Here is a 13,411-nt window from a genome sequence, read left to right on the forward strand (position 1 = left end):
CTGAAGATGGCAACCGTACCTAATGTTGACAATAAGCGCTATCAAGGTCTGATTATTTCAATTGCACTATTTTTATCTCTAATCGGTGCTTTGCTGGCGTTTACGTTTTATACCTCAAACTTATTAGAAAGAAACACCGCTTTAATTGACCAAACTAACCAAGTGGCAAACAGTGCACAGGCAGTAATTAAAGATCTTTTCGATTTAGACAGTAGTTATGGTGAGGATACTAACTCTCCACACATACAACGAGTGCTAAGCCGTTTAGAACAAAATACTGCGCTAATCACTAGCTCGATTGCTGCTATTGAGCAAGGCAGTACAATCACAGATGCAGAAGGTAATAGCTATGACTTGCCAAAAATTGATAGTCAAGCACAAACCAATATTGCTGCGGCCAATGAGCAATGGAAAGCGCTAGAGCCTAAGATTCAAACATATCTAAAAGATGCTGATAATATCATGGTAACGTCTGCTGATGAATTGACGCAGGCCGTTGAACAGGCGAAAACATCAAGTTTGTTTATTAACGATTCTTTGGATAATTTGACAAAAGACGTGTTCGATAGTGCACAACGTCAAGCAACTACCATTCGTCTTATTCAGGTACTTGGTGTTGCCGCTATCTTTACCTACTTCCTAATTTTCGTATTCTTCTTTGTACGTCGTCTACGTGAGACGGATGCTGAAGCATCTGCCGCTCGCCAAGAAACGCAAGAGATTATGGAAACGGTAAATACGGGTCTTTTCCTACTGGATAAAGACTTGAATATTGGTCAACAGCATTCTCGCGCGCTGAACAATATCATCGGCTCTGATAGCTTAGCAGGGGAAAACTTTACCAATGTCTTGCGCGGTCGTATCTCTGATAAAGACCTCAAGACCACACAGCAATTCATTGAGCAGCTCTATAACCCTCGCGTTAAAGAAAAGCTGGTAGATTCACTTAACCCATTAAATAAAGTCATGCTGCATAATTTGTCTGAAGACAAAAATCTTGATAACCGCTTCTTAGATTTTAAATTCTCACGTGTTTATGATAATAAAGACATTGCCCGTATTTTGGTCAACGTGAATGATGTATCAGATGCAGTCTACTTAGAACAGCGCCTAGAAAAAGAGCGTTCGCAAAACGATATGCAAATTGAGATGTTAACGACTATCTTGAATGTGAATCCAAAGATTATTAATGAGTTTATTGGTAATACCCAAGCGCATATCGAGAAGATGAATAACATCTTGAAAAATCCTGGTAGCTCACAATACGAGCTTGAAGGTAAATTAAAAGCTATTTATCGTGAAATGCACAGTTTAAAAGGTGAAGCATCAGCACTAAAACTACATAGCTTTACGAAGATTGCTTCTGATGCTGAAGACAAATTGCATGCATTGCAAAACCAAGGTCAGTTATCTGGTAATGACTTCTTACCATTGGCAGTACATTTGGATGACTTGCTCAGCTTATCGAACACGATTGCGACGTTGGGTGAGCGTATCAACCGCTCAGCACCGACAGCAGCTAAGACGTCAACCGTACAAGTACCAGTCGCTACTCAAAATCCAGTAGCAGACCATACAGCTAGCAATGCTGACTTTGATGGTGGGTTAGATATCGACTTAGACAATGAAGCAGATGACGATTTATTGTCTTTTTACAATGAATTTACAAAAGAGATTGCTGCAAGACAGGGCAAGCAAGTACAGCTAAAAAGTACGACGCTAACCCAAACCAGTATTCCAGTGCATCTTGCAAAGCCAATCAAAGAAATCAGTATTCAGTTGCTACGTAATGCGGTAGTACATGGTATTGAGTCACCAAGTGTGCGTCATACTACTGGCAAAACTGACGTTGGGACCATTGATTTGGAAGTGCAGGACAACGGTTCAAACTTTATGTTGGTTGTGCAAGACGACGGACAAGGCATCAACTACGACAGCATCCGTAATAAGCTGATTAAAGAAGGTCGTTTCGGTACGGAAGAGGCAAATCAGCTTAGTAAAGGCGACTTGCTCAAACAGCTGTTCTCTTCTGGATTCTCTACCAAAGAGCACGCAGATGAAGATGGTGGTCGCGGTGTTGGACTTGATATCATCAAAGCAAAAGTAAAAGAGTATGATGGCAAGCTTAACGTAAATAGCGAGCTGGGTCAGATGACACGGTTTGTCATTACTTTACCTAAAGCTTAATCAAAATAGTAATTATATTGTCAGGGACGACAAGCACTTCATTAAAGGTAGTAGATAAGTTATGCATAAGTTAATGATTGTTGATGATTCAAATATTATTAGAAACCGTATTCAGCGCGCATACGATTCAGGAAAGTTCATGTTGGTTGCGACAGCGACCAGCGGTGTTCAAGCCATCGAAAAGTTCAATGTCCATCGTCCTGATGTGATCACCATGGATCTAACCATGCCACAAATGGATGGGCTAGAATGTATTGAAAAAATCATCGCGATTGATCCTGAAGTACGCATTTTAGTGGTATCAGCGTTATCGGATAAAGCCACCGGCATTGAGGCATTATCATTGGGTGCCAGCGGCTTTTTGTGCAAGCCCTTCTCAGAAGAGGAGCTTGTCGAGTCTTTGTATGAGCTGATGCAAGACTAACACCATTCATCGACCAAAGCAGATGTCATTATGAAAGAGCAAAAGCTACAGATTTTTTAAGTATTATTAGTAATTATTTTGACCAGTTTGGTGGAGAAGAGCTTATTGCCGATACCCCTTACTTACTAGAAAACAAACAGCCAAAAGTCCACGATTATACGGGCGTGATTGGTATATCTGGTGGCCAAAAAGGCGTGGTATATTTTTCGGCGACGCGTGACTTGCTGTCTTCAATCTTAGACAGTATGGGCGAAACCGATAAAAGTGAAGAGAACTATGTAGATCTGGCTGGGGAAGTGGCCAATACCATCGCAGGCAATGCACGCAAAGAGTTTGGCTCAGAGTTTCATATCTCTGTACCATTTGTGTTTAAAGGTGCGCCGCAAAGTATTGTGTTGCCGAACGATGAGCGTTCTTTTATCATCCCCATCACTTGGCATTCTCAAGTAGGCGAGATTGTGGTTTGCTTGCAAGATTAATGCTGCCACGTAATACAGATGGATATTAATATATTATGGTTAAAGTAGAAAAATTGGGTGTATTTCTAAGCTCGATCAATGCGTTTTTTGCGCAAATCGATGGCTCGGAAGTGTCAATTGATACCCCTTATTTGAACAACAACAAAAGCGCGATTGGCTTTGATTATAGCGGTGTCATTAAGATATCAGGGCCTTTAGAAGGTTGCGTCTATGTCAGTGCACCAAGCGCGATGTTGCGAGAAGTCATCAAAGTGATGGGCGAGCCTGACTCTTCAATCACTATGATGAAAGATTTGTTGGGTGAAATGGCCAATACAATCTCAGGTAACGCTCGGACAGAGTTTGGTTCAGAGTTTATTATCTCTCCGCCGCACATTGTAGAGAGTGCGCCAAGCGTGTCTTATTTACCTAAAGACCGTCAAAGCTATATCACACCATTTACGTGGCGTGGTTACAAGGCGGTCATCGGTATTTGCATTGCATAAGTTATAGTCAATCCTCTATAAACGAGTGATAACTATAAAAGAGCGACAGCATTAACCTTGCTTGAAAATAGCTATTAAAAAGATAATTATGAAAAAAGCGATGCAAATGTGTCGCTTTTTTTGTTTTATTATCGCCATATTTTGTTTTTATCTTATTGATACGCTACAAACAAACTGCTGGAGATTCTGAGGCGTTATGTGATAAAATACAGCGCAGCTATTTTTTATAATTCACTTTATAGTTTAGATTCGGGCATTTGCTTCAATCTAGCGATAGCTTCTTTTTTAAACCAACCAATGACACACACATCATGGCAAAAAATTGCTGGGTGTTTGGCGACTTGATTAATTTGTGATCTGTTAGTGCTTTACTAATGAAAACTAACCGGTAGCAGATGCGTGTCGCTAAATAGGCTGTTTTTGTGATGTGGAGGCATAACCCAACCAATAGGATATATTCTCATGGCTACAAAGAATCCAACCAAAATCGAAATGCGCGACTTACTACAAGCAGGCGCTCACTTTGGTCACCAAACACGTTTTTGGAACCCAAAAATGGGTCCATACATCTTTGGCGCACGTAACAAAATCCATATCATCAACTTAGAGCACACCGTAAAAGCGTTCAACGAAGCGTTAACTTACGTAAACGGCCTAGCTGCTAAGAAAAACAAAGTATTATTTGTTGGTACTAAACGCGCTGCAAGCGGTATCGTACGTGAGCAAGCAGCTCGCGCTGGTATGCCATACGTTGACCATCGCTGGTTAGGTGGTATGTTGACTAACTGGAAAACTCTACGTCAGTCAATCAACCGTCTAAAAGAGCTAGAAAAGCAAGCAGAAGACGGTACTTTCGCTAAGCTAACTAAGCGTGAAGCGCTAGAGCGTACTCGCGATATGGAAAAACTTGAGCGTTCACTAGGTGGTATCAAAGACATGGGCGGCCTACCTGACGCTATCTTCGTAGTAGACGTAGATCACGAAGCTATCGCTATCAAAGAAGCCAAGAATTTGGGTATCCCAGTTATCGGTATCGTTGATACTAACTCTAGCCCAGACAACGTTGATTACATCATCCCAGCTAACGATGATGCTATCCGTGCTGTGACTTTGTACGTAACTTCTATGGCTGATGCTATCATCGCTGGTAAAGAATACGCACAAACTCAAGCTGGTGGTAAAGCTGAGCAAGCACCTGCTGCAACTGAAGAAGCGCCAGCTGCAGAAGAAGCTGCTGCAACTCCAGCAGAATAAGTATCTAACTTAAAAAGTTTAACTTTGTAAGGATGTCTTGATAGTGTATCTATCAGCATCCATATAATGTTTTGAACAGCGTATAAGCTCATAATAGGCATGATGTAGTTTTACTCGTCATGCCTTGTTATTGAATAAAGCCTTATTAATAACGCCATGCATATAAGCGAGCAGCTATTGGGCGAGTATTATCGCTCCTACTGGTTATATCGCTGTACTGTATAGATGTTATTTGTTTGACATCATTTATGGCTATATTAGTAATCGTTCAAAACGAGCTGTCTGCTAGATTTTAAGTAATACGAAGATATCGAATAGAAATACAGCATTTAGAAATACAGCACTCCTATACATAACTATACTAAGGTGACTCTTATGACAGAAGTAAAAGTATCTGCCAAAATGGTAAAAGAATTGCGTGACCGTACTGGTCTTGGCATGATGGAATGTAAAAAAGCGTTAGAAGAATCAAACGGTGATGTTGAAGTTGCCATTGATAACCTACGTAAATCTGGTCAAGCTAAAGCAGCTAAAAAAGCGGGTAACATCGCAGCTGACGGCGCTATCATCATCGCTCAAGGCGAAAACAAAGCATTCTTGTTAGAAGTTAACTGCCAGACTGATTTCGTTGCAAAAGATGACAGCTTCACTGCATTTGCAGAAAAAGTTGCTAACCTTGCACTAGAAAACAACGTAACTGACGTTGCTGCTATCTCTGAATTGTCTTATGGCGAAGGTCAGACTGTTGAAGAAGCACGTGTATCTCTAGTACAAAAAATCGGTGAAAATATCCAGATTCGCCGTGTTGAAACACTTGAAGGTGCTAACATCGCTGCATACCGTCATGGTCTGCGTATCGGTGTAGTTGTATCTTTTGAAGGTGGCGACGCTGACACTGGTAAAAACCTTGCTATGCATATCGCTGCATTCAACCCTGTTGCTGTAGATGACGAAGATGTTGCTGCTGACGTATTGGCACGCGAAAAGACATCATCGAAGCGAAAGCTCGTGAGTCTGGCAAGCCTGACAACATCGTTGAAAAAATGATCGAAGGTGGCCTACGTAAGTACCTAGACGAAGTAACTTTACTACGTCAGCCATACGTTATGGACAACGACAAGAAAGTTGGCGAAGTCCTAAAAGCTGAAGGCGTAAAAGTACTTGGCTTCAAACGTCTAGAAGTTGGTGAAGGCATCGAGAAGAAGCAAGAAGACTTCGCTGCTGAAGTTGCTGCAACTCAGGCTGCTAACAAGTAAGTATCAAATAGTGTTGGATAAGGCTGTGAGTCCTTAATTGTGGCTCACAGTTTGGCTTTATCACTCTTAATGCATCAAGATATAAAGCATCATGACATAAAGCGTCCAGACATAAAAAAGCCCATTAATTCGTTAATGGGCTTTTTTATGTCTGGCTTTCAGATAACTGGCTTAGCGTAAAGCCGCATAGGCTGAGTTGGCATAGCTGGCACTATTCACATTGCTGCTAGTAGCATAACTTACATTTTGTAAGCCATTACTTGTACTGGTGCTACTAGTTTGATTGTTAGCACTGATACTTGCACCAAACAGTCCTGCATCGTTCTTATACAAGCTATGATAACGGCTCATCACTCTTTGAACATAGTTACGTGTTTCTTTGAATGGAGGGATGCCACCATATTTATCGACATTGCCTTCGCCCGCATTGTAGCCTGCGACAGCATGTTCGACATTGTTATTGAAGCGGCGCATGAGCCACGCGATATATTTGGCTGATCCTTCGATATTATCTGCAGGGTTCCAAGGGTTGCTCACATTGAAGCGGCGCGCAGTTGCTGGCATCAACTGCATCAGACCTTGTGCGCCTACTGGTGAACGTGCATTTGGATTGAAAGCTGATTCAGTATGCATCATCGCTTTCATTAGGGCAGGGTCCACACCGTTGCGCTCAGCGGACGCACGAATGTAGCTGTCGTAAGAGTTGCGACTTCCGCTGTTGCTAGCGGCACTGCTATCATAGCTATCGCTGCTTCCGTCATACATCTTAGAGTCTTTATAATAAGTTACTTTTACTTTTTTCGTGAACTTATCAAAATTTCCACTAGGATTGACGTTGGTCAACAGTACTTGTCCACCTTTGTCTTTGTAGATATACATGTTACCTGCATTGGCAGCGACAGAAAAGGTCGAAAGAGCAATGGCACTTAGTAAAAGGGGAGATAAGCAGCGAGTCATCAAAGTAGCCGTATTTATCATAGTAAAATCACTTTTTATCGAATAACAGCAAATTGTTTTGCCTATATATGCGTTGATTTAGGCGCTTAAGCGGTTACTGATTTTGCAGAATTATTTAGCCCACTGTGAGGACAGCAGCTGAGCAATTATCACTTTCAATAAGGAACCACTTGCAATAGATACAAAAAATAATAGTTGCTTACTATAACATATAATAACTTTTTGGCGCATCAGATTGACAAACTAAGTTGTAAAATCAGATTTCTATTATTAAATAACCTTAGATAAATCAATGTACTAACTTTTCTAAGTGACTTAATGAGCCATTTGCAGTCGGTTTTTTCGTTTATGAATTCAGACAAATAAAGTGTCTCAATTTTTTAAGAAATAATAATGACATTTGAGTAGTCGAGGTAATATTCAATCTGAAATTAATAATAGGTAAGCCTATTAATGGTTAGGTTCTTAAAAATATAAGAATAGTTTAGGTAGGGTTCTAGTGACGACTAGATACCGATAGCACTGATAAAGATAGGCACCCAAACCGCGGTAACCAACCCGTTCACTGCCAAACCAAATGCAGCATAACGTCCTGCTGTATGACTGATCTGCCATGCCTCTACTGTACCAAATGCGTGGGCCGCTAACCCCAGTGCTAGACCTTTAGCACGGTCATCATTGATACCACGGAACAAAAAGCGCGCGACCGTACCACCTATCAATCCTGAAACGATGATAATTAGGTTAGCCATTGCCAGTGGTGCTTTGATTAAATCTGCGACACTCAAGCCAATAGGCGTCGTAACAGAACGGGTAGCGAAAGCCAATAGGGTCTCATGACTGAGCGAAAATAAATAGGCCAGTGACATAGGCAATAATGCGCCAACGACACTAGCAATAGCGACAATTAGAGTGAGTTTTTGACTGGTAAGCCTTTAAAATTCATCGCCGCCAATGGCACAGCCAGAAGTACTGTCACATATCCCAACAGATGGTCAAATACAGGTTTTGCCGCGCTGTAATAGTTGTTGTAATCCCACTGCAGTACAAATAGGAAAACAAGTACTAGGACAAGTGCGGTAATGACCATCGGTAGCCATGATAATTTACGTGCCAATACACGTGCAATTACGTGTGCTGCTAATGTCAATAATATTGCGGCTAGGGTTGCCATAAATACGCTGTCAAAAGTCATAATATTTCTCCGCAGCTCACGGCTGTCCCTTTTGCTCAGTGGTAGTCGTACTATCAGTGTTTGCAGCATGGTTAAGCCAACGATTGGCCAATAATGCCAGTCCCCACAGCGGTATGAGCGTACTAACGATCATCGTTATCATCACACCCAATAGCTCATCTCCTAGAGCAAATAGCAACAAGCCTGCACCAGCAGAAACTGGTAAGAAGGCAAAACCACTATCGACTAGCAATGTATTACTGGCCTGTGTGAGCCAGCTCGGTAACCCCTTGAGCAGTCGCCACGCCATCAAAATGACAAACATCGCAACCAAACCGACAATATTGGCCGCTTTTTCGATGCCTGCCATTTGACAGAGAACAACCGCCGTTTCTCGGACAACGATAACCATGGTCAACGTTAGAATTAACGCAAGCCATAGTGGGAGATGGGGAGAGTGAGCAGGCTTCATAAGCAATTCTGGCCAAGTCAGATATAAATGGATGGTGTACCAAACAAAGTATGTGATCACACCAAGAACACAACGTAGAAAATGATGCTATGCATACTGATAGTAGCAATGATTCACTTTTAAAGTATTAGCGCTATCTATCAATATTTATTGAATGTATAACAGGCGATTATATAGAGAGTGGGGCAACTAATAAAGCCTATGCACCGTGACTGGTCATATCCAAAAAAATAGACGATATCAATGGATATCGTCTATTCTATTTTAACGTACTATATAAGGGTTTGTGATCTAACAGTATGAATCAAACGTTCATTCAACTACTGTCGCAAATGACTCACTTTAACAATAGTTCTTATTTTGCAGAAATGATCATTATTTTTCTGAATCAGCTGTTTCTGAGTGTAATGCATCAAACTCGTCAAATGCTTTTTCCTCAGCCTCTGTCATGGTTGGCTCTTCAACGTCGTCAACCTTCTCAAACTCTTCGAGTACCGGCATCAGTAGTGTTGCTTGTGCAAGCGGCAATACATCGATAGGTTTCAAATTGGCTTGACCCAGTAGCTGTCTTAGACGGTCACTTGGCAAACGAATCGTCAGACATTCACGACCCGTATCGTCATAGCTTTCTTCTTCAATAACACCCAGTTCATATAGAGTGTTTTTGAATTGTCCGGCATCATACGGCAAGGTCAAATCAAACGTCGTCAGTTTACCTGTCAGCAGTTGCTGTACGGCAAGCGTTAGCTCTTCCATGCCTAGGTTCTGTCTAGAAGAGACATAGACGCGGTTTGGCTGACCTTCGCTAGCATAGCCGATATGAGCAGGCTCATCAGTCAAATCAATCTTGTTGTATACATTGAGCACAGGTACATCGTTATCGATTTCTGCCAATACCTCTTTGACCGCCTGAATCTGCTCGTGCATGTCTTCGCTAGAAGAATCAATGACGTGCAATAACAAATCTGCTTCTAGCGTTTCTTCTAGGGTTGCATGAAAAGACTCAACCAGCTCATGCGGCAGATGACGGACAAAACCAACTGTATCGACCAAGACGACACGACCAACCCCCTGCCAGTCTAAACGGCGTAGAGTAGGGTCTAGCGTCGCAAATAGTTTGTCAGCAGCGTAGATATTTTCATCGACCAAACGGTTGAACAAAGTAGATTTGCCCGCATTGGTATAGCCGACCAATGAGATGGTCGGTACGTCTGATTTTTGGCGACGGGCTCGACCTTGCGCACGGGTCTGACGGACTTTTTCTAGCTTGCTCTTTAACTGATTGACGCGAGTCTGTAGTAGACGACGATCGGTCTCAAGCTGGGTCTCACCAGGTCCACGCAGACCAATACCACCTTTTTGACGTTCCAAATGCGTCCAACCACGTACCAGACGCGTTGATAGATGGTTAAGCTGAGCCAACTCTACTTGCAGCTTACCTTCGTAGGTACGAGCACGCTGCGCAAAAATATCCAAAATTAAACCAGTACGATCCAACACGCGGCACTTCACTAGCGCTTCGATATTACGCTCTTGTGATGGCGACAAGCTGTGGTTAAACAGTACGATATCGGCTTCGTATTCGCGCACTAGTTCTGCGATTTCTTCTGCTTTTCCGCTACCAACGAAGTATTTGGCGTCAGGGCGTGAGCGTGATCCAGTGACTAATGCCAAACGATCGGCACCTGCTGAATCAGCCAACAGCTCAAATTCACTAAGATCGTCAGGATCTTGAATTTGGCGGATGTCTAAATGTACTAAAATGGCGCGTTCGCCACCTTCATGTCTTTCAAAATAATCCAAAGAGTATCACCTATTTAATAAAGTAAATGTCTCGCTATAATCAGCTCAATAAGCTTTGACATAGCGTTCATATGATTATCTATATATGGTCTTATCACTTGATATTAAAGCGTATTAGCATAATTAGCGATGGTTTTATGTTACAGCGTTTGCTGAGGATAATTTTTACAAATCTGCTTTATTACCTGTTTGTATAAAAGTCGGCACTCACTGAGTGAACAAGCTATCACTGAGTGTGTGAACTTTGTTATACTGGGCTCGTTTTTTGACTATTAAACACCCGTTATTTAATCATGAGGGCGAAGATGAGCCAAGCTAAATCAAGCTTTTCACTCAGACGACAGTTGAGCCGAGGCCGTCAGGTTGCTGGTATGACCACGACCATGGTCGGCGGCATACGCGCGGCAAAGCGTATTGGTGCATTTAAGCAGCCACCACGCGAAACCCTACCACGTTATATCCAGACATTCTGCCGCAAGATGGCAGGCTCTTTTGGGGTAAAAGTGGTAGAAGTGGAACCTGTAGAGCAGTTCCATGGCTTGTGGGTATCGAATCACGTGTCATGGATGGATATCCCTGTCGTTGGCACTGTGAGCCCAGCGTTCTTTTTATCCAAGGCTGAGATCGGTGAATGGCCTGTATTTGGCAAACTTGCCCATGCCGCAGGGACGCTTTTCATTGAGCGTGGTTCCGGTGATGCAAGCTCAGTATCGGCGCAGATTGCTGACTTTTTAGCCAAAGGATTTTCGATTATTTTCTTCCCTGAGGCGACCACCACCAGTGGTAAAAAGTAAAGCGCATTCATGGAACATTGCTACAAGCAGCCATTGATGCTGATGTGCCTATCAGACCGATCATCATCGCTTATGTCAATAAAGACGGCACACTAAGCGACGCATTGCCATACTATGGTAAGCTGACAATGAAAGAAAGCATGAAGAAAGTGCTTGATAGCAAAAACGTGACCGCTTACGTATTGCCACTCGCGCCTATAGATCCAGAAGGTCGTAATAAAAGCGAGCTGACCAATTTATTGCAAGCACGCATGAACGAAGGATTGGCTGAGCTGCACTCAAGAGTCCTTAGTGCACCAGTTGAAGACTGATTATTTACAGTTGAACTAGTTAGAGTTGAGCTAGTGTAGCTAATCTTAGCCAGTCAATAAAAGGGCGCAAATCGAAACGATTTGCGCCCTTTTTATAAGAGATTTAATATAGCACGCATAATATTATTTATTCAGCAGGCTCTATTAATATCCAATCTTTATAAAAGACCAACTATGGCGATGGATTCGGCTGCTGTGTATGCACCGCTTCAATCGCTTCTAATACATCTGCTGTTAGCTCCACATTGACACTGTCGATGTTTGATTTGAGCTGTTCGGTCGTTGTTGCGCCAATGATGTTGCTGGTGACAAAGTGGCGAGAGTTCACAAAGGCTAACGACATCTGCGCCATGTCCAAACCTGCATCAGCAGCTATCTTGGCATATTGTTCAGTGGCTGATTTGGCCTGCTCATTCACATAACGACCGAAACGATCATACATAGTCAGACGTGCACCAGTTGGACGTTTACCATCAAGATATTTACCAGACAACACACCAAAACCAAGCGGTGAATATGCAAGTAGACCAACGTTTTCACGATGGGCAATCTCTGCCATACCGACTTCGTATAAGCGGTTTAATAGGCTATATGGGTTTTGCACGGTAAGTGGTGGAATTAGACCGTTTTTATCTGCTTCCCATAGGTAGCGCATGAGTCCCCACGCGGTATCATTCGATAAACCATAAGCACGAATACGACCTTTTTTGATCTCATCATTCAGGGCCTGAATAGTCTCTAGAAATGGCGTTAAATCGTCTAATGACTGTGAAGCCATCTCTTCATCATAGCCACGCTGACCAAAAAAGTTGGCTTGACGCTCTGGCCAATGCAGTTGGTAAATATCGATATAGTCTGTTTGCAAGCGGGCAAGATTGCCGTCAATAGCGCTGCTGATATGCTGCGCGTTAAAGCGTGTTTGACCATCGCGCAAAAAATCCATTGGTGATATTTTGCTGGCAAGGATGACTTTGTCACGCTGTTTGGTTTTATCAAACCAAGTACCCATGAATCGTTCGGTATCACCCTGTTTGTCTTTGTCTGGTGGTGATGGGTACATCTCGGCAGTATCCCAAAAGTTCACACCCTCAGAGAGTGCCATGTCCATTTGCTCATGTGCTTGAGCTTTATTATTTTGCTGTCCCCAAGTCATCGTACCTAGACAGATCTTAGATACTTTTTCATCGAGCTGCGGTAGCGTTGTATATTGCATTCGATTGTCCTTTCTCGTTTTTTATTGTGGATTGTGCGTTTGGGCAACTACATAAGTTGTATACCAGTGACGCCAGGTGGTGTGACCTTAAAGATTTTTACTTTAAATAATACGTCTTGCCCAGCCAGAGGATGATTGAAGTCCACTTCGACTTGGTCAACATCAATGGCGCTGATCGTACCGGGCAAGGTGTTTTTACCTTTGTCTTCGAACTCAACCATCATGCCAATTTCTGGATTGTCAGCGACTAGCGCAAACTGAGTACGGCTAAAATGTTGGATGTTTTCAGGATTCCACTCGCCAAAAGCTTGCTCTGGCTCAAGGTGTGCGGTACGAGTGTCACCGGCGCGTAGATTCATCAGTACCTGCTCAAAACCAGGTAACAAGCTTTCATCACCAATGGTCAAAGTCACAGGTGCATCACGATTAAAGGTTGAGTCGATGATAGTGCCGTTTTCTAGTGAAACTTCAAAGTGCAACTTCACAAGGCTACCATGAGCGATACGAGTGTCTTCGTTTGGGTTAATAAATTGAGATTGAGTCATAATAAAAAGCCATCGGTTGCTAGAATAAAAGAATAGAAAATAATGCGTTTGATTACA

The 13,411-nt window shown here is 42.6% G+C and carries 10 protein-coding genes and 3 pseudogenes; 7 read left to right on the forward strand and 6 right to left on the reverse strand.

The window, feature by feature from the left end; genetic code table 11:
* Positions 1–6 precede the first annotated feature (6 nt).
* The 6 genes and pseudogenes from ACOBWA_RS02355 to tsf all read left to right on the forward strand — a co-directional run bounded on the left by ACOBWA_RS02355 (position 7) and on the right by tsf (position 6,085).
* Positions 7–2,187, forward strand: coding sequence for an ATP-binding protein (locus tag ACOBWA_RS02355; RefSeq protein WP_420230117.1), 2,181 nt, complete (start codon positions 7–9; stop codon positions 2,185–2,187).
* Between the two features lie 61 nt (positions 2,188–2,248).
* Positions 2,249–2,611 carry a response regulator gene (locus ACOBWA_RS02360; protein WP_057758425.1) on the forward strand — a complete coding sequence of 121 codons (363 nt, stop codon included), beginning with the start codon at positions 2,249–2,251 and terminating at the stop codon, positions 2,609–2,611.
* Positions 2,612–2,775: 164 nt separating this feature from the next.
* Complete coding sequence (locus ACOBWA_RS02365; RefSeq protein WP_420230118.1) at positions 2,776–3,090, forward strand: chemotaxis protein CheX; 315 nt, start codon at positions 2,776–2,778, stop codon at positions 3,088–3,090.
* 35 nt (positions 3,091–3,125) lie between these two features.
* Positions 3,126–3,575, forward strand: coding sequence for a chemotaxis protein CheX (locus ACOBWA_RS02370; protein WP_102091536.1), 450 nt, complete (start codon positions 3,126–3,128; stop codon positions 3,573–3,575).
* A 462-nt stretch (positions 3,576–4,037) separates the two neighbouring features.
* A complete protein-coding gene (gene rpsB, locus ACOBWA_RS02375) occupies positions 4,038–4,829 on the forward strand; it encodes a 30S ribosomal protein S2 (RefSeq protein ID WP_057758431.1) in 792 nt (263 codons plus the stop codon).
* A gap of 375 nt (positions 4,830–5,204) precedes the next feature.
* Positions 5,205–6,085: pseudogene (gene tsf, locus ACOBWA_RS02380) on the forward strand (translation elongation factor Ts).
* A 171-nt stretch (positions 6,086–6,256) separates the two neighbouring features.
* Here tsf and ACOBWA_RS02385 read toward each other — a convergent pair.
* From ACOBWA_RS02385 to hflX, 4 genes and pseudogenes are all read right to left on the reverse strand, one after another.
* Positions 6,257–7,063, reverse strand: coding sequence for a lytic transglycosylase domain-containing protein (locus tag ACOBWA_RS02385; RefSeq protein WP_420230119.1), 807 nt, complete (start codon positions 7,061–7,063; stop codon positions 6,257–6,259).
* A 485-nt stretch (positions 7,064–7,548) separates the two neighbouring features.
* Positions 7,549–8,237 (reverse strand): annotated as a pseudogene (locus ACOBWA_RS02390) (LrgB family protein).
* A 16-nt stretch (positions 8,238–8,253) separates the two neighbouring features.
* The gene (locus tag ACOBWA_RS02395) at positions 8,254–8,688 is read right to left on the reverse strand and encodes a hypothetical protein (RefSeq protein WP_057758440.1); all 435 of its coding nucleotides are present in this window, start codon (positions 8,686–8,688) and stop codon (positions 8,254–8,256) included.
* A gap of 375 nt (positions 8,689–9,063) precedes the next feature.
* Positions 9,064–10,491: a ribosome rescue GTPase HflX gene (hflX, locus tag ACOBWA_RS02400; RefSeq protein ID WP_420230120.1), complete on the reverse strand. Its 1,428-nt coding sequence runs from the start codon at positions 10,489–10,491 to the stop codon at positions 9,064–9,066.
* Positions 10,492–10,796: 305 nt separating this feature from the next.
* Between hflX and ACOBWA_RS02405 the strand changes: the two are divergent.
* A pseudogene (locus ACOBWA_RS02405) lies at positions 10,797–11,596 on the forward strand (lysophospholipid acyltransferase family protein).
* Positions 11,597–11,768: 172 nt separating this feature from the next.
* On the opposite strand, the gene ACOBWA_RS02410 reads toward ACOBWA_RS02405, so the two are convergent.
* Positions 11,769–12,809: an aldo/keto reductase gene (locus ACOBWA_RS02410; RefSeq protein ID WP_238051668.1), complete on the reverse strand. Its 1,041-nt coding sequence runs from the start codon at positions 12,807–12,809 to the stop codon at positions 11,769–11,771.
* Positions 12,810–12,856: 47 nt separating this feature from the next.
* Positions 12,857–13,354, reverse strand: a complete 498-nt coding sequence (locus tag ACOBWA_RS02415; protein ID WP_420230121.1) for an FKBP-type peptidyl-prolyl cis-trans isomerase — start codon at positions 13,352–13,354, stop codon at positions 12,857–12,859.
* Between the last annotated feature and the right edge of the window lie 57 nt (positions 13,355–13,411).

Origin of the sequence: Psychrobacter sp. ER1 (assembly GCF_048631835.1) — a bacterium.
In the GTDB taxonomy this organism is placed as follows: Bacteria; Pseudomonadota; Gammaproteobacteria; order Pseudomonadales; family Moraxellaceae; genus Psychrobacter.